This is a genomic window from Pseudooceanicola aestuarii, from assembly GCF_010614805.1.
GTDB lineage: Bacteria > Pseudomonadota > Alphaproteobacteria > Rhodobacterales > Rhodobacteraceae > Pseudooceanicola > Pseudooceanicola aestuarii.
In genome coordinates this window covers 105,417-123,125 of sequence record NZ_JAAFZC010000003.1, presented here as the reverse complement: position 1 = coordinate 123,125, position 17,709 = coordinate 105,417, and the positions used below count along the sequence as shown (strand labels likewise).

The window sequence follows — 17,709 nt, the reverse complement described above, 5'->3', positions numbered from 1 at the left end:
CCGGTCAGGTCAGCCCGTCGGGTCGGCGCTGACGTCGATCCGGGCCAAAGCCTCTTCGGTCAGAGGCTTGCGCGGCAGGAACTCCGGCAGGAACCGGCGCAGGTAGGTGACCGCGCAGGCGGTGCCCTCCCTGCGGTATTCCTCGGTTATCTTGCCGTGACGGCCATAGGACAGAGACCAGACGCCGTCCATCGCCGCCGCCGACACCTCCAGCCATCGGGCCAGGTCCGGGGTGGGCTGGAGATCGAAATAGGCTTCCAGCATCCGCGCCCGGCTGCGTGCGATCCGGGCGTTGCCGGTGAAATCGGCATTGCGTATCGCGACCGACACCCCCGCCCCCAGGAACAGGCGCAGGGCGGCGGGCCGGCTGTTCTGGAACTCCGCCGCCGCCTTGTGCTTGGTTTCCAGAAGCTCCTGCCAGCTTTGCGGTTCCGGATCGCGCGGCGGCAGGATGGCGCGCTGGTAGATCTCGTCGTTGAACCGCAATGCCAGCGCGACAAAGACGGAATTCCGGTTCGGAAAGAAATAATAGACCGAGGCGATGGACACTTCCGCCGCCTCCGCGATGCGGGCCAGGCTGATGTCCTCGTCCGCGTTTTCCGCCATCAGGGTTTCGGTCACGTCCAGCAACCTGTTGAACCGCTCGATCCCCCTGCGGCGCATCGGGCGGTTCAGGGTCAGCTCGGCGGCCATGTCGCGTGAAGTGGTCAAATGCGGGCTCCCCCTACGGTGTCTGTCCAATCTAAGGCGCGCCCGCGAAAGCGACAAGTTCTGCGGATTCGGCGGATCTGCCCTGATTTATGATATAGCAGAATAGTGAAGAGTTCTTGGGAAAGATTTCTGTGGATCAGAACCACGGATACCACGTTTATCGTTTATTTTACACTATGTTAGAGAGCCGCCGCCCTACTAATACCCTGAAGATCCCGCCTCGGTACCGGATGAATCTGGGAGTGATTTCGAAAGAAAAGCTTGACTGGCGCCCCTGATTCCCGATTTTTGGTATATCGAATGCGGGTGCTGTCCGGCTCCGCCACAAGCAGAGCGGAACAGCCCATGCCCACCACCTCCCAATCCCTTCCCAACACCAAAGACGGCCAGCTGCGGGCCCGCGCCGCGCATGTGATCCCCGGCGGCATGTGGGGCCACATGCGCGCGGCGGCAGTCCCCGAGGGGTATCCCCAGTTCTTTTCCGGCGGGAACGGTGCCCGCGTGCGCGATGCGGACGGACGGGAATATATCGATTTCATGTGCTCCTGGGGGCCGATCATCCTGGGCCATCGCCATCCACAGGTGGAAGCCGCCGCCCGCGCCTGCCTGGATGCCGGCGATTGCCTGGACGGGCCGACCGAACATGCCGTCACGCTGGCCGAACGGCTGGTCGCGCTGATCCCCCATGCGGATTGGGCCCTGTTCCAGAAGAACGGATCGGACGCCATGACCACCTGCGTGACCATCGCCCGTGCGGGCACCGGGCGCCGCAAGATCCTGGTGGCCAGGGGCGCCTATCACGGTGCGGTGCCCTGGTCCTCCCCCTCCGTGGTGGGGGTCACGGCAGAGGATCGCGCCCACCTGATCTACTACAATTACAATGACCCTGACAGTCTGTCCGCCGCCGTGGCCGAGGCCGGGGAAGATCTGGCCGGGGTCGTCGTGTCGGCCTTTCGCCACGACCTGGCCACCCGGCAGGAATTGCCGACCCCCGAATTCGCGCATGCCGCACGGGCGCATTGCGACACCGCGGACGCGGCGCTGATCCTCGACGATGTGCGCGCCGGGTTCCGTCTGCACCTGGGCGGAAGCTGGGAAGGCGTCGGTGTGCGGCCCGACCTGGCGGCCTATTCCAAGGCGATCGCCAATGGCTATCCGCTGGCCGCCGTCACCGGAGCGGAGCGGTTCCGGAAGGCCGGCGGACAGATCTTTGTCACCGGCTCCTTCTGGTATTCCGGCGCGCCGATGGCCGCCGCCGTCGCCGTTCTGGACGTGCTGGAGCGTGAGAACGGACCCGCCCACCTGCGCGCGGCCGGCGACCGCTTTGCCGCCGGGCTGACCGGCAGCGCGGCGCGGCACGGCTTTGACGTTGCCCTGTCCGGCCCGCCGGCGATCCCGCTGATGCAATTCGCCGACGACCCCGACGCCCGGCTGGGCGAGGCGCTGTGCCAGGAGGCCCTGTCGCGCGGTGTCTACCTGCACCACCGGCACAACATGTTCCTGTCTCTGGCCCATGACGACGCCACCATCGACACCGCACTGGCCGCCATCGACGACGCCTTCGCCGCGCTGGCCCGACGCCAGGACGAGGTGTCCGCGTGACCCCGGCCTACGGGGTCATTTCCGACGACGTGACCGGTGCGCTGCTGGTCGCCAGCTATTTCGAGGAAGCGGGCCATGAATCGCCGGTCTTTTTCGACCCGGAGCGCGCCGCCGCCGAAACCTCGGAGGCACCGATCCTGGTGCTGGCGCAGCGCACCCGCCTGGTGCCCGTGGCCGAGGCCCGCGCCGCCATTGCAACCGCACTGGATGCGCTGGTGGGACGCGGCTGCCGCACCGTGGCCTACAAGGCTTGCGCCAGTTTCGATTCAACGCCGGAGGGCAATATCGGGCTGGCCGCCGACATGCTGGCCGACCGGCTGGACCAGAAGCCGCTGCTGATCAGTGCCGGTTTCCCCGAATTCCGCTGCACCGTGCACCAGGGCCACCTGTTCTACCAGGGGGCACCGGTGCATACCTCGGTCAAGCGGTTCGACCCGGTCACCCCGATGCCCGACCCCGACCTGGTGCGGTTCCTGTCGTTGCAGACGCGCACGCCACTGGGTCTTGTCTCCCACCTGGATCTGCTGGCGGGCGAAGGGCCGGCCCGTCAGGCGCTGGCCGCACAGGTCGCCGCCGGACACCGCCATGTGCTGCTGGATTGCAGCGACGATGCCGATGTCGCGATGAGCGTCCGGCTGGCCGCCGACAGCCGCGCTATCGTTGCCAGCGATCCGCTGGTCGTGTCGCTGGGATTGGCACGGGCCGCCGGTCGGGCGGGCACCGCCCCGCCACCGCGCCACGCGCAGGGCCCGGCCGCCGTTCTGGGCGGCAGCGTCGGGCCGGTGGCGGAGGCGCAGCTGGACGCCTTTGCCGCCGAACACCCCGTGTTGCGCCTGCCGCTGAGCGATCCCGCGCCGGAGGCCGCCCAGATCGCCCGCGCGCTGGACTGGGCCACGCCGCGGATCGGCACCCCCCTTGCCATCACCACCTGTACCGACACCGGCGGCGTTCAGGCGGCGCAGGCCCTGCACGGGCGGATGGGCGCCGCACGGCGGGCCGAACGGCTGCTGGCCGGAATCGCCACCGGCCTCAGGGCGCGGGGTATCCGGCGCCTTGTCGTCGCGGGCGGCGAGACCTCGGGCGCCGTCATGGCCGCCCTGGGCGTCGACCGGGTCAGGGCGATGGCGCGCGGACCGCTGGGCGGCGGATTCTGCGTGACCCAGGAAGCTGACCCGATGTCGTTTTTCCTGAAATCCGGCAAGCTGGGCAGCCGCGACGTGCTGCTGCGTGCCCTCGAAGAAATGGAACAGGGAGCCGCGTCATGAACTCCGCACCGGACACAGAACATCGCGCCGCGCTGGTCCATTACAGCCAGGCCTGCGTGACCTCCGGGCTATCGAACGCGACGGCGGGCAACATCAGCCTGCGCCAGGGGGACGGGATGCTGATCACCCCCTCCGGCATCCCACCCGATCGGATGACGCCGGACCAGATCGCTCATGTCGCCTTCGACGGTCATGTCACCGGCAGCTGGAAACCGTCAAGTGAATGGGCGCTGCACGCCGCGCTCTACCGCAATCGGCCCGACGCGCAGGCCATCGTTCACGCCCACCCCACCTATTGCGTCGCCCTGTCGGTTTTGCGGCAGGCGATGCCGCCGTTCCACTACATGGTTGCCGGGTTCGGCGGGAACGAAGTGCCCTGCGCGCCCTACCGCACCTTTGGCGGGGTCGAACTGGCCCGCGCCGTCGCCGACACGATGGGCCAGCGCTACCACGCCTGTCTGATGGCCAACCACGGCATGATCGCCCTGGGCGCAACGCTGGAGGCGGCCTTTGTCCGCACGGAGAAACTGGAAGTCCTGGCGCGGCAATACCAACTGGCCCGCACCATGGGCCCGGTCACCCTGTTGACCGATGCAGAAATGGCAGAGGTCCACACCGCCTACCGGACCTATGGGTACGGCTCTGCCGCGAAAACGGAAGGACCGGCGGATGGCGGACGCTGATCGCCTAGCCCGCCGGGCGGGGAAGGCGCAGCCCCGCCGTCTCCGCCCCGTCGACAGGCAGGACCACGCCGTTGACATAGCTGGCCTTGTCCGACAGCAGCCAGGCGATGACCTCGGCGATTTCAGCGGGATGCGCGATGCGGCCCGTGGGGATGCGGATTTCCAGCGCCCGCCGCCGCGCGGCATCCGCCAGCACGCCGTCCATCATCCGGGTCCCGACCTGGCCGGGGCAGACCGCGTTGAACCGCACCTGGCCGCCCAGTTCCAATGCCAGCGCCTGCGTCAGCCCGATCACCGCCGCCTTGGACGCGGTATAAAGCGCCAGCTGCTCCTCCCCGCGCAGGCCCGCGACGGAGGCGACATTGACAACCGCGCCGCGCGCCGCGATCAGCCCCTCCAACGCCAGCCGGGTCATCAGGTAGACACTGCGGGCATTGACCTGCATCATCTGATCCCAATCCGCCGCGCTGGTCTGGGCAAAGACGTGGCGCCGCCCCATCCCGGCATTGTTGACCAGCCCGGTGATCCGGCCCGCCCCCTGGGTCATCGCCCGTTCCACCAGCGCGCGGCAGGCCGCGTCATCGGTGACGTCCGCCTGCTGGAACTGCACGCCCGGCGTCTGTTCCGCCAGCGCGTTGCCAGCCGCGCTGTCACGTCCGGTGATCAAGACCTGCGCGCCGCCCTCAGCCAGGGCGAGGGCGGTGGCGCGGCCGATTCCGTGGGTTCCGCCTGTGACAATGATCATGGGGTCGATCCTCTACTTTCGATGACGGCGCGGGGCGGGATGCGGAGTGGATTTGCTCCGGGCGACCTGCGGCGATTGCATGCCATTATAATATATCAAACCACCGAATTTACACGCGTTTTTCGGGAGATATCACTGCCGATCCGTCGGACCACGGCAGAATGCGCCGAAGTTTAGGCTAGTTTTTTGAAGTCCTAGGGATGATGATCGCTATCATGATATATCCGAATCAAGGTGCCGGCCATGATCAACACTGATCCCCGCAACCCTCATATCGGCCAGACACCAGATCCCGAGACGTCCATCCTGTCCCTGCCCGGCCTTGCGGCCACGGCAGAGATCCGGCGCGATCAATGGGGCATTCCGCATGTCCGCGCAGCCTCTGCCGCCGATCTCTACCTGGTGAACGGCCATGTCCACGCCCAGGACCGGATGTGGCAGATGGAGGCCGCCTTGCGTCGCGGCATCGGCCGCCTGGCGGAATGGACCGGCCCCGCCGCCCTGCCCGCCGACCGGCTGGCCCGGCAACTGGGAGCCGAGGCGGCGGCGCGGCGCGATTTCGACGCGCTGGCCCCGGCCACGCAGGAGATGCTGGCCCGCTATGCCCAGGGGGTGAACGCCTGGATCGATAGCGGCGGGACGGCCCCGGAATACGACCTGCTGGGCAGCCTCCCGATGCGGTGGGAACCGTGGTTCGGCGTCGCCGTGATGCGCCAGCGCGGAATCCTGATGGGCTCTGTCTGGTTCAAGCTGTGGCGCGCCGCCGCCCTGGGCACTATCGGGGCAGAGGCCGTGCCGCTGCTGCGCTATGACGACGGGGCGGACGCATCGGGCGAGCTGGTCATCGCCCCGCAGGGCGCCGACACCCACCGCCTGGCCGCCACGCTGGAGCAGCTTGCCCCCGCGATCGAGGCGCTGTCGGGCTTTGCCCCCGAGGATGGAACCGTGGGCGGGTCGAACAATTGGGCGGTGGCCGGGTCGCGCACCGCCAGCGGCCTCCCGCTGCTGGCCGGTGACCCGCATCGCCAATACGAGATCCCCGGCATCTACACCCAACTGCACCTGAGCTGCCCCGACTTCGACGCCATCGGCTTTTCCGTGCCCGGCGTCCCGGCCTTTCCGCATTTCTGCCATACGGAGAATGTCGCCTGGTGTGTCACCCACAGCTTTGCCGATCTGCATGATCTGTATGTTGAGGAATTCTCCGACGGCGGTGCCCGCTACCGCACCGAAACGGGAACAGAGGCCACGACCACCCGGCAGGAGGTCATCGCCGTGCGCGGCGCCCCGGACGAGACGATCACCGTGCACGAGACCCGCCACGGCCCGATCATCGCTGGCGACCCTGCCTCCGGCCCGGCGCTGGCCCTGAAATCCGCGCAGCTGTTCGACATCGACAGGTCTCTGGACTGCCTGGAGCCGATGATGCGCGCGACCAGTCTCGATGCGTTCTACAAGACCTGCAAGGGCTGGGGCGTGATCGACCACAATGTCGTCGGCGCCGACCGTGACGGCCATATCGGCGTGTTGATCCGCGCATCGGTACCCGAGCGGGACCGCATCAATGGCTGGCTGCCTGTGCCGGGCTGGACCGGCACCCATGAGTGGCGCGGTTACATCCCGTTTGATCGGATGCCCTGCGAGATCGACCCGGCGCAGGGCTATATCGTCACCGCCAACAACCGCACGGTGCCCGAGGATCATCCCGATTACATCACCACAGATTGCCACCCCACGACGCGCGCCAGCCGGTTGGCCCACAGGATCGCCCGGACCTCGGACCTGACCCCCGGCGACATGACGGATTTCCTGCGGGACACCGACAGCGCCCCCGCGCGGGAGATCACCGCCCGGATCCTCGCCGCCTGGCCGGCCGGCACTGGCGGGAACGAGGGCGAGGAAGCGAGCGGCAGCCCGCTGCGCGCCGCGCTGGCCGGATGGGATGGCCGCATGGACACCGGCCTGACCGCGCCCACGATCTACTACATGATCCGCCAGGAGATGACCCGCGAACTGGTCCGTCTGTCTGGTCTGGACCGCGCGTCAGATCATCCGGCGGCGGCGCCCGCGCCGGGCATTCCTGCGTTGAACCAGATGTGGTGGACCCTGCCCCGGCTGCTGCGTGACGATGACGTCACCTTGCTGGACGGAAACGACTGGACCGGGGTGATCCGCCGCGCCATTGCCAGCGTCTCCGCCGGCCCCCTGCCCGAGCCATGGGGCGCGGCGCATGTGCCCCTGTTCGTCCATCCGCTGGCGCATGTCTTTCCCGACGCGACGGGCGTGGCACCACCCACATCGGACCCGACCGGCGGCGACGGCGATTGCGTGCTGGCGACGGGCGGGTTTCCCGGCTACGGCACCCGATCCGTCTATGGCCCGGTGGCGCGGTATGTCTTTGACCTGGCCGATTGGGACAACAGTCGCTGGATCGTCATGCATGGCGCCGCCGGGCAGGCAGGCGATTCCCATTATTCCGACCAGAACCCGCTGTGGGCGCGCGGCGAGATGGTGCCGATGGCCTATTCCGCCGAGGCCGTCGCCGGCCACACGGTGAAGCGCACCCGGTTGAACCCGGCCTGACCATGGCCCGCATCGGCACGAGAACAGACCCATAAAGAAGAAGGCCGCCGGCATCGCCAGGCGGCCCGGACCCAAAAAACAAAAAACCAGGGAGATCGCGACCAATGAAAACCTTCAATCCCGGCAAGACGGTCGGCACGCTTTTGTCCGCCACGTTTCTTGCCGCCGCCCCCTTCTCCGCCGCGCTGGCAGAGGAACCCAAATCCGGCGGCACCATCATCTACGCCAACAATTCCGGCCCCGGCCAGCTGGATCCCCAGATGGCGGCCAGCCTGGTTGAGCTGGAGGTGCTGGCCCATGTCTTCGAAAGCCTCGTCTCCATGGACGAGAACTATTCAGCCAAGCCGATGCTGGCCGAAAGCTACGACATCTCCGACGACGGCACGACCTTTACCTTTCATCTGCGTAAAGGGGTGAAATTCCACAACGGCCAGGAAATGACCGCCGCCGATGTGCAGGCCACCTACGAACGCTACGCCGAGGTCAGCCCCGGCAAGGGCACGCTGGCGGATGTCAAGGAATACCGCACGCCTGACCCCTATACCTTCGTGATCGAGCTGAACAACCTGAACGCCGTTTTCATCGACCGGCTGAAGACCCCGGTCTATCCGCTCTACATCATGCCCGCCTCGCAGCGGGACGCTCCGGCCCGCGATATCGAAGTGATCGGCACCGGCCCGTTCAAGCTGGGCGATTGGGTCAAGGACAGCCACGTGGTGATCGAGAAGAACCCCGGTTACACCCCACGTGAGGATTCCGACGGGCCCAGCGGCTATGTCGGCAAGAAGACCGTGCATGTGGATGCCGTGCGCTACAACTTCCTGCCGGAGGCCAACGCCCGTGTCGCGGCGATGCAGACCGGCGAGGCGGATATCACCACCTCCCTGCCGCTGGACCTGTCGAAACGTCTGGATGGCGCCGAAGGCGTGACCCCTGTCACCGTCTTCCCCTATTGCCAGCAATATCTGATCGTGCATTCCGGCCAGGCACCGACCGACAACCGCATGATCCGTCAGGCGATCCGAACCGCGGCCGAGGTTGACGACCTGATCCTGGCCAGCGGCGAGTCGGCGAACAAGAACTTCTCCATGGTCTATCCCAACGGGGAATATTTCATCGGCGAGGACAATGCCGGCTGGTACGATGGCGGCGATCCCGAAGCGGCGAAAGCCCTGTTGAAGGAGGCCGGTTACAACGGGGAGGAGATCCTCCTTCAGTCCAACACCAACTACGATTACATGCGCGATTCCATGATCGTTCTGGCCGAACAGCTGAAAGCGGCCGGCATGAAGGTCAAGCTGGACATCACGGACTGGACCACCAACGCCTCCAACCTGCAATCGGGCAACGGCGGCTGGAACGTCTCCACGACCTCGTTCTGCTCCAACCCGATCCTCGGGCCGCAGCAATGGGAAACCATGATCTACAACTTCCCGCATATCGAGAACAACGCCACGCTCGATGAGGCCTATGCCACCTTCTACAGCTCTCTCGCGCTGGAAGACCGCGTGGCCGCGTGGAAGGAGATCGAGGCCGAGGTGCTTGAAGGGGCCTACATGATCAAGGTCTCCGACCGGGGGTCCAACCGGGCGCTTGCGAACGATCTGAAAGGGTTCCGCCCGTACAACATCAACATCTTCTGGGACATGTGGCTGGACCGCTGATCCCGGATGACAGGGCGCGCGACCAGTCCCGTGGGTCGCGCGCCCGCCTTGCCGCCACGACCCCACCCCCTGGCAGGAGAGCCAAGGCATGCCCAAGCTCATAGCCTTCCGGATCGCGCAGGCGATCCCGGTCATGTTCATCGTGGCCGTTCTGACATTCCTTCTGATGCATTTGCTGCCCGGTGACCCGGCGACGATCATCGCCGGCGACATGGCCGATCAGGACGCCATCGCGCAGGTCCGCCGTGATCTGGGGCTGGACCAGCCCGTTGCAGTGCAATTGTGGCTGTGGATCACCAACCTGGCGCAGGGCGATTTCGGCCGGTCGCTGATGCTGAACCAGCCGGTGGCCGAAGCGGTGATGGAGCGGCTGCCCGTCACGCTGTCGCTGGCTTTCGTGGCCTTCGTCATCACCATCCCGATCGGCATTCTGCTGGGCGTTGTCGCCGCCGTCTGGCGCGACACCTGGATCGACAGCGGGGTGATGATCCTGGCACTGGTCGGGGTGTCGGTGCCGAATTTCTGGATCGCCATCCTGTCGGTGATCCTGTTTTCCGTCACGCTGGGCTGGCTCCCCTCTTCGGGCTATGTCCCCCTCTCGGAGGGTTTCGGCCGTTGGCTCGCCTCTCTCGTGCAGCCCGCCGTGGTGCTGGCACTGTTCCAGATCGGCTATCTGGCCCGAATGACGCGATCCGCCATGCTGGATGCGCTGGATCAGGATTACATCCGCACCGCACGCGCCAAGGGGGTCTCCCCCCGCCTCACCATCATCAAGCACGCGTTCCGCAACACGCTGATGCAGGTGGTGACGGTGTCGGGCTATATCCTCAGCCTGCTGATCGGCGGGTCGGTGGTGATCGAACAGATCTTCGCCATGCCGGGGATCGGGCGTCTGCTGGTGCAGGCGATCATGGCCCGTGACTACCCGGTCGTTCAGGGCACCATGCTGCTTCTCGGCTTTGCCTTCGTCTTCATCAATATCGTGATCGACCTGGTCTATGCCTATGTCGACCCCAGGGTGCGCTATGACTGATACCGCAATGCAGACCGGCGCACCGGATGGCGCGAGCATCTCCGGGCAATCGGACCGACGACGCATCCTGATGCGGCGGTTGTGGCGGCACCGGTCCTTTCGTCTGGGCGGCGGCATCGTGGCAATCATCGTGTTGCTGGCCCTGGCCGCGCCGCTGCTGACCGATGGCAACCCGACGGGAATGAACCTGCGCAGCCGGTTTGCCCCGCCCTCGGCCGAATTCGTGTTCGGCGCGGATAATTTCGGGCGCGACATCTTTACCCGTGTTCTCTACGGCGCACGGATTTCGCTGTGGATCGGCTTTGCCTCTGCCGTGCTGGCGGCGGCGGGCGGGGCGCTGGTTGGCATGGCCTCCGCCTGGTTCCGCAGGTTGGACGGGCTGATCATGCGGATCATGGATGCGCTGCTGGCCTTTCCCGCGATCCTGCTGGCCATCGGCATCAACGCCGCGCTTGGGCCGCAGGTGTCCAGCGTGATCATCGCGCTGGCCTCGGCCTATGTGCCGCGCATGGCGCGGATCGTGCGGGCCGCCGCCCTGGTGGTCCGGGAGCTGGACTACGTCGATGCCGCGCGAGTCAGTGGCGCGGGGGCCGGGCGGATCATCTTTCGCCATATCCTGCCCAATTGCCTCGCGCCGCTGCTGGTCTCTGTCACCTTCGTCTTTGCCTACGCCATTCTGGCAGAGGCGGCACTGTCCTTCCTGGGCATCGGGCCGCCGCCGCCGCAACCCTCCTGGGGGAACATCATCGCCGAGGGGCGCGACTACTCTGTCGAGGCCTGGTGGATCATGCTGTTCCCCGGCCTCGCCATCAGCCTGGCCGCCCTGGGCATGAACCTGCTGGGCGACGGGCTGCGAGACGTGCTGGACCCCCGCCTGAAGATCGAGGCCTGACCATGCTGGACGTAAACAACCTTTCCGTGGATTTCCGCGTCGATCGCGGCTGGATCCGGTCGGTCAGCGATGTCAGCTTCTCCCTTGCGGAGAAATCCAGCCTGGGCATCGTCGGCGAAAGCGGATCGGGCAAATCCGTCACCGCCCTGTCGCTGCTGCGGCTGCACGCGGCGCGCAACACCCGGATCACCGGCGAGGTCCGCTTTGACGGCGAAGACATCCTGACCCTGCCCGAACGCCGCCTGCGCCGGATGCGGGGCCGCGATATCGCGATGATCTTTCAGGATCCGATGCATTCGCTGAACCCGGTGCTGACCGTTGGCGACCAGATCGGAGAGACCTTGCGCATCCATCAGGGCCTGGACGGCGCGGCGGCGGAAAAGGCCGCGATCGGCCTGCTGGACATGGTGCGCATCCCGGATGCCGCCCGCCGGGTGCATGATTTCCCGCACCAGATGTCCGGCGGGATGCGCCAGCGGGTGATGATCGCCATGGCCATCGCCTGCCGTCCCCGCCTGTTGATCGCCGATGAACCGACGACCGCGCTGGACGTGACCGTGCAGGCGCAGATCCTCGAATTGTTGCGCGACCTGCGAGAGGAAATCGGCATGTCGGTGATCCTGATCTCCCACGATCTGGGGCTGGTCGCGGAATTCGCCGAACAGGTGATTGTCATGTACGCCGGCGAATTGGTGGAGAACGCGCCCGCCGCAACCATCTTTGCCAACCCCACCCACCCTTATTCGGAGGGGCTGTTGCGGGCGATCCCCTCCCCCGATGCGGATGTGGAGCGGCTTTATGCCATTCCCGGACGTATCCCGGACCCCGGACGCCGTCCGCCGGGCTGCAATTTCGCGCCGCGCTGCACGCTGGCGCAGCCGCAATGCACCGCGTCGGAACCCGCGCTGCTGCCCGCCGCGCCGGGACATCTGGTGCGCTGCCCCGTCCGCCTTGCCGAAACGGAGACCCCGCGATGAAGGACATGCCCGCCCCCACCGCCCCGGCCCTCGCGCCCGGCGATCCGATCATCCGGGTGCGCGACCTGCGCCGCGATTTCCACGTCGGGCGGCGCGGGCGCGGACGCCAGGTACTGCGCGCGGTGAACGATGCCAGTTTCGATGTGATGCCCGGCGAAACACTGGGCGTGGTCGGCGAATCCGGGTCCGGCAAATCCACCATCGGACGCATGCTGGTCGGCCTGCTGCCCGCCACCGCCGGAGAGATTTCGCTGTTCGGTGAGACGATTACCGGGCCGGGCGGCGGCCGGGCGCTGGCCCGGGTGCGGCACCGGTTGCAATTCGTGTTTCAGGATCCCCATGCCGCGATGAACCCCCGGATGCGGGTGTCCGACGTGATCGCCGAACCCATCGACGTTCAGGGCGGCTGGTCGCGGCAGGACCGGGCCGACCGGGTGGCCGAACTGCTGGATCTGGTCGGCCTGTCGGCGCAATTCGCAGACCGGTTTCCACATGAATTCTCCGGCGGACAGCGGCAGCGGATCGTGATCGCGCGGGCGCTGGCGCTGGATCCCGACTTCATCGTCTGTGACGAGGCCGTCGCCGCGCTGGACGTGTCCATGCAGGCGCAGGTGATCAACCTGCTGATGGACCTTCAGGATCGGCTGGGCCTGTCCTATCTGTTCATCGCCCATGATCTGGCCGTGGTGCGCGCCGTCTCGCATCGCATCGCGGTGCTCTATGCCGGGGAAATCGTCGAGCTGTCGGACAAGCGCGGACTCTACGAAGACCCCCGGCATCCCTATACGCAGGCCCTTCTTGCCGCGATCCCCAGGCCGGAGGCGGGCCTGCGCAAGCCGCCAATCCGGGGGGAGGTGCCCAGCCTGCTGAACCGCCCCGCCGGATGCACCCTCTGCCCGCGCTGCCCCCGCGCCTTTGATCGCTGCCACGTGGAGGCGCCGGAACTGCGCGAGGTCGCGCCGGGCCGCAAAGTCGCCTGTCATCTTTACGAAGGACCCTGACACATGAGCGAACTTCCATGGCTGACCGCAGCCCAAGCCGTGGCGATGATCCGGCGTAAGACATTGTCGCCGGTCGAATACCTGGACGCGATCCTGGCCCGGGCCGAGGCACAGGCCGAACGCCTGAACCCCTTTGCCTGCGTCGCCGCCGACCGTGCCCGGGCCGAGGCGCGCGCCGCCGAACAGGCGGTGATGGACGGCGCGCCGCTGGGGCCGCTGCATGGGCTGCCGGTGCATGTGAAGGATCTGTTCCGCACCGAGGGCATCGCCACCGAATACGGATCCGCCGTGCATGCGGGCCACGTGCCCGTGGCGGATGATGTGCTGGTGACGCGGCTGCGCGCCGCCGGGGCTGTCGTCTTTGCCAAGTCGCACACCCCCGAATTCGGTCACAAGGGCCAGACCGACGGGCCGCATTTCGGCACCACACGCAATCCGTGGAACACCGACCGCTATGCCGGCGGATCGTCGGGCGGGGCGGCCTGTGCCGTGGCCGCCGGGATCGGGCCGCTGGGGCTGGGCACTGATGGGGCCGGCTCCATCCGCATTCCCGCCGCCGCCTGTGGTACCGTGGGGCTGAAGCCCTCTCCCGGATTGCTGCCCTATGAAGAGGCGGTCGATGCCTTCTTCAACTATGCCGCCGCCGGGCCGCTGTCGCGGAGCGTCGAGGACAGCGCCCTGATGCTGACCGCGCTGGCCGGGCCTGACCCGATGGACCCGTGGTCATTGGCCGCGCCGCGCCCCAGGGCCACCCGCACCGGCGCCACGCTGCACGGGCTGCGCATCGGCTATATCCAGACGTTCCACAATCGCCACCTGTCGCAGGAGGTCGCCGCCAACACCCGCGCCGTGCTGGACCTGCTGGCCGAACGCGGTGCCCATGTGGAGGCGGTGCCCGATGATATCGACTGGATCGAATACGAGGGCCGGGTGATCTATCAGGCCAATATCGCCATCGCCGGCGCCCCGCATCTGGCGGCCTTCGGCGACCGGATGGACCCCGTCTACCTGGGCTTCATGGAGCGGGGTCGAGCCTTTGACGTCACCGACTACCGCAAGGCACAGATGGCCCGAACCCGTCTCTATCGTGCGGTTCAGAGCCTGTTTGACCGCTATGACGTCATCGTCACCCCGACCGTGACCCGTACCGCCCTGCCCGCCGGGTTCGAGGCGCTGAATGGGCAGGTGGTGGTGGATGGCAAGGAAAACGGCCTGACACGGGAGGGGATGTCGCCCTATTGCTATCCGTTCAATCTGACGGGCAACCCGGCGCTGGCCGTGCCATCGGGATTTGCCACTGACGGCTTGCCGACCTCGGTGCAATTCGTGGGGCCATGGTATGCGGACCTGGATCTGCTGGGTCTTGCCGCCCATGTGGAGGAGGCACGCCCCTGGGCTGACCGCACCCCGCCCGAAGGCTGAAGCCGCGCTCAGCGGCGACGGCGGGGTTTCTTGCTGTGCGCCGCTTCTGCGGCCTCGATGTCCATCAGATGCTGGCGCAGGTTGCGGCCGCCTTCGATCAGATCCATGCGGATCGCTTCACGCAGGGCAAAAGCGTCGCGCGCCTGCAAGGCCTCCAGCACGTTCAGATGCTGATGCCGTTCCGCATAGGTCGGATGCGCATGGGGGTACAGATCGCTGAGAAGCGGACCGATGCGAATCCACAGCCCTTCCAGAACCTCCGTCAGCGTGGGCATGGCGGAGCGGCTGTAGAGACCGAAGTGAAAGTTGAAATTGGCCTGCAAGGCGGTCGGCCAATCGCCGCTGGCCTCTGCCGCCACGAGCGTGGCGTGGGTCGCGGCCAGTTCCTCGATCGCGGCCTCGTCCAGATGTGGCAAGGCGCGTTCGGCGGCCAGCGGTTCCAGCGTCATGCGGATATCGCGGATCTCGGTATATTCGGCCATGCTCAGCCGGCGTACCCGGATGTAATACCGCGGCCGGATCTCGATCGCGCCTTCGTGGGCCAGTTGGAACAGCGCCTCGCGCACCGGGGTTTCCGACGTGCCCATCTGCTGGGCCAGATCGCGGACCTTCAGCCGTTGGTGGGGGCGCAACTCCGCCCGCATGAGGGATTGCCGCAACCGGGCATAGACCACTTCGGACAGGGGCAGCGCCTCTGCCTCGCGGGCCTGTTCGTCACCATTCAACTCCGTCATGCCGTCTTCCACCATCAACCCACGCGCCCGCGCAGGATCGGGCGCATCCGCGCCGCCGTCAATCTGTCCTGCCGCAGCGTTTTCGCAACTCTGCCAAACGGCAGGGATCCGGCATTATTGATATATCAAAGCGCCCGACATTGCAGCCAATTTCGCCCGCACCTGCCGGTTTTCACGCTATGCATGGGATGATCCTTGATTCTAAGCATTTCTTGATATATCAAATATGGAATCCGCCCGACCATCACAGAGAGAGGCCCGATGTCCGACCGTTCAAACGTCAACTTCGCCGTGCTTGAAGATCGGGCCCGGTTCATCCGCACCGAAACCGTGCGCCTGTCGCGAATCGCGGGGGCGGGGCATTATTCCTCGACTTTTTCCTGCGCGGAGATCCTGTCGGCGCTCTACTACAGCCAGATGCGCATCGAACCGACGCAACCCGACTGGCCCGACCGCGACCGCTTTGTCATGTCCAAGGGTCACGCGGCGATCGGGCTGTACCCGGTACTGGCCGATCTGGGCTATTTCGACCCGTCCGAACTGGACAGCTATACCCGGCTGGGGTCGAATTACGGCGACCACCCGGACATGAAAAAGGTGCGGGGGCTGGATTTTTCCTCCGGCTCTCTCGGGCACGGGCTGTCCGTGGGCGTCGGCATGGCGCTGGCCGGCCGGGTTCAGGGGCGCGACTACCGCAGCTACGTCATGCTGGGCGACGGCGAGATTTCCGAAGGCCAGATCTGGGAGGCGGTGATCTCCGCCGGGCACTACCAGTTGGGTCACCTGGTCATCCTGCTGGACCGCAACGGGTTGTCCATCGACGGCCATACCGAGGACATCATGGGGATCGAGCCGGTGCACGAGCGATTTGCCAGCTTCGGCTGGGACGTGCAGCGGGTGGACGGGCACGATCTGCCCTCTGTCATCGGCGCGCTGACGGCGCTGCCGCAAGGCACCACCGGCAAACCGCAGGCCATCATCTTTGACACTGTCAAGGGGCGCGGGGTGAAGCGGATGGAAATGTCGCTGGACTGGCATGTCGGCAACCTCGTGGGCGAGGATTACGACGACGTGATGGCCGAACTCGAAGCCGGGCTACAGCCCTATGAACCGGAGCCCGCGCAATGACCACCGACATGCAGAACGAAGCCGAGATCTTTCGCGGCACCACCGATGGCGAGACGACGTTCAAGAACCGCAAATCGGTGAGCGGCACCCCCGCGCAGGGGATGCCCGCCTTTGTGCTGGGCGAGGAACTCGCCCGGATGGCGCAGGACGATCCCCGGATCGTGGTCGCGACGGCCGATCTGGCCTCGGCCAACCGCACCAATGATTTCAAGGCCGTGCATCCCGACCGCTTTTTCGATTTCGGGATCGCCGAGAAGAACATGATCACCGCCGCCGCCGGCATGGCTGCCTGCGGGATGGTGCCCTATGTCGCGACCTTTGCCAGTTTCGCCGCCATCCTGGGGGCGGAACAGATCCGCACCGATTGCGCCTATCCCCGGATGCCCGTCCGGGTGGTGGGCACCCATTCGGGCATGTCGATGGGGTTCTACGGATCTTCGCATCATGCGCTGGAAGATCTGGGGATGCTGCGGGTGATGGCGGATCTGACGGTGATCTGCGCCGCCGATGCCAACCAGCTGCGCGCGATTCTGCGGGCCTCCGTCGATCATCCCGGGGCGATGTATATCCGCCTGGGCCGGGGACGCGATCCGGTGGTTTATGACGACGTGCCGGATCTGAAGATCGGTCGCGCCATCCGTCTGCGGGAGGGGACGGACCTGACCATGATCACCACCGGCAGCCAGGTCCGCGCCTGTCTGGACGCGGCCGAGACGCTGGCCGCCGACGGCCTGAGCGTGCGCGTGGTCGACATGCACACGATCAGCCCGCTGGACGCAGATGAAATCCGCGCCGCCGCCGCCGAGACCGGCGCCATCCTGACGGTGGAGGAGCACAACATCACCGGCGGGCTGGGCAGCGCCGTGGCCGAAGTGCTGATCGACCTGCCCCGCCTGCCGTTCCGCCGCCACGGCGTGCCGGATCGCTATGTCGAGGTCGGGCCGCCTGCGGCGCTTTACTCCCACTACCGGCTGGACGCGCCGGGCGTGACCTCCGTGGCGCGGGAGTTTCTGGCCTCCGCGCGCTAGGCCGTTCCTTCCCCGGTCAGGGCTGTGGAATTAACGGTAATTTTTTCAATCTTTTCAGCAGGGCGCATCCAGCGCCCTGCTTCGGGTCGTGCGGGGATGATCTCCCGCATAATTCAGACCTATACTTATGATATAAAACATAAAATAGACACCCCGCCAACAGAGGCAAATTTCCCCCTCGTTTGACGCAGAATCTCTTGCCGCATGGGAAATCGCTCTCTACGCTCTCCAATAGCGATAG

Annotated in this window: 15 protein-coding genes; 12 read left to right on the top strand and 3 right to left on the bottom strand. The window is 66.4% G+C overall.

Annotated elements, in window-relative coordinates; genetic code table 11:
- Window positions 1–9 precede the first annotated feature (9 nt).
- Entirely contained in the window at window positions 10–711 is a 702-nt protein-coding gene (locus G5A46_RS16925; protein WP_163851428.1) for a TetR/AcrR family transcriptional regulator, read from the bottom strand.
- Between the two features lie 345 nt (window positions 712–1,056).
- Here G5A46_RS16925 and G5A46_RS16920 point away from each other — a divergent pair, with 345 nt between their 5' ends.
- From G5A46_RS16920 to G5A46_RS16910, 3 genes are read left to right on the top strand one after another with little or no spacing between them, the layout of a single operon-like run.
- On the top strand, window positions 1,057–2,313 hold the full coding sequence (locus G5A46_RS16920) for an aminotransferase class III-fold pyridoxal phosphate-dependent enzyme (RefSeq protein ID WP_163851426.1): 1,257 nt from the start codon (window positions 1,057–1,059) through the stop codon (window positions 2,311–2,313).
- Window positions 2,310–3,578 (top strand): four-carbon acid sugar kinase family protein, encoded by a 1,269-nt coding sequence (locus tag G5A46_RS16915; RefSeq protein ID WP_163851424.1) that lies wholly within the window; start codon window positions 2,310–2,312, stop codon window positions 3,576–3,578. Before G5A46_RS16920 ends, G5A46_RS16915 begins: the two co-directional genes overlap by 4 nt.
- Window positions 3,575–4,261 carry a class II aldolase/adducin family protein gene (locus G5A46_RS16910; RefSeq protein ID WP_163851422.1) on the top strand — a complete coding sequence of 229 codons (687 nt, stop codon included), beginning with the start codon at window positions 3,575–3,577 and terminating at the stop codon, window positions 4,259–4,261. The genes G5A46_RS16915 and G5A46_RS16910 overlap by 4 nt, the downstream gene beginning before the upstream one ends.
- 4 nt (window positions 4,262–4,265) lie before the next feature.
- Here the strand turns inward: G5A46_RS16910 and G5A46_RS16905 are convergent, their stop codons facing one another.
- Window positions 4,266–5,006, bottom strand: coding sequence for an SDR family NAD(P)-dependent oxidoreductase (locus G5A46_RS16905; protein ID WP_163851420.1), 741 nt, complete (start codon window positions 5,004–5,006; stop codon window positions 4,266–4,268).
- Window positions 5,007–5,249: 243 nt separating this feature from the next.
- On the opposite strand from G5A46_RS16905, the gene G5A46_RS16900 reads away from it, so the two are divergent.
- The 7 genes from G5A46_RS16900 (at window position 5,250) to G5A46_RS16870 (ending at window position 14,578) form a co-directional block, all read left to right on the top strand.
- On the top strand, window positions 5,250–7,589 hold the full coding sequence (locus tag G5A46_RS16900) for a penicillin acylase family protein (RefSeq protein WP_163851418.1): 2,340 nt from the start codon (window positions 5,250–5,252) through the stop codon (window positions 7,587–7,589).
- Between the two features lie 104 nt (window positions 7,590–7,693).
- Window positions 7,694–9,253, top strand: coding sequence for an ABC transporter substrate-binding protein (locus tag G5A46_RS16895; protein WP_163851416.1), 1,560 nt, complete (start codon window positions 7,694–7,696; stop codon window positions 9,251–9,253).
- Window positions 9,254–9,341: 88 nt separating this feature from the next.
- Window positions 9,342–10,286: an ABC transporter permease gene (locus tag G5A46_RS16890; protein WP_163851414.1), complete on the top strand. Its 945-nt coding sequence runs from the start codon at window positions 9,342–9,344 to the stop codon at window positions 10,284–10,286.
- Window positions 10,279–11,178: an ABC transporter permease gene (locus G5A46_RS16885; protein WP_204318786.1), complete on the top strand. Its 900-nt coding sequence runs from the start codon at window positions 10,279–10,281 to the stop codon at window positions 11,176–11,178. The genes G5A46_RS16890 and G5A46_RS16885 overlap by 8 nt, the downstream gene beginning before the upstream one ends.
- A 2-nt stretch (window positions 11,179–11,180) precedes the next feature.
- On the top strand, window positions 11,181–12,155 hold the full coding sequence (locus G5A46_RS16880) for an ABC transporter ATP-binding protein (protein ID WP_163851412.1): 975 nt from the start codon (window positions 11,181–11,183) through the stop codon (window positions 12,153–12,155).
- Window positions 12,152–13,156: an ABC transporter ATP-binding protein gene (locus G5A46_RS16875; RefSeq protein ID WP_163851410.1), complete on the top strand. Its 1,005-nt coding sequence runs from the start codon at window positions 12,152–12,154 to the stop codon at window positions 13,154–13,156. Before G5A46_RS16880 ends, G5A46_RS16875 begins: the two co-directional genes overlap by 4 nt.
- 3 nt (window positions 13,157–13,159) lie before the next feature.
- Entirely contained in the window at window positions 13,160–14,578 is a 1,419-nt protein-coding gene (locus G5A46_RS16870) for an amidase (protein WP_163851407.1), read from the top strand.
- Between the two features lie 8 nt (window positions 14,579–14,586).
- Here the strand turns inward: G5A46_RS16870 and G5A46_RS16865 are convergent, their stop codons facing one another.
- The gene (locus tag G5A46_RS16865; protein ID WP_204318785.1) at window positions 14,587–15,312 is read right to left on the bottom strand and encodes a GntR family transcriptional regulator; all 726 of its coding nucleotides are present in this window, start codon (window positions 15,310–15,312) and stop codon (window positions 14,587–14,589) included.
- A 261-nt stretch (window positions 15,313–15,573) separates the two neighbouring features.
- On the opposite strand from G5A46_RS16865, the gene G5A46_RS16860 reads away from it, so the two are divergent.
- The gene (locus G5A46_RS16860) at window positions 15,574–16,440 is read left to right on the top strand and encodes a transketolase (protein WP_163851405.1); all 867 of its coding nucleotides are present in this window, start codon (window positions 15,574–15,576) and stop codon (window positions 16,438–16,440) included.
- Entirely contained in the window at window positions 16,437–17,468 is a 1,032-nt protein-coding gene (locus tag G5A46_RS16855) for a transketolase family protein (protein WP_163851403.1), read from the top strand. Before G5A46_RS16860 ends, G5A46_RS16855 begins: the two co-directional genes overlap by 4 nt.
- Window positions 17,469–17,709: the final 241 nt, after the last annotated feature.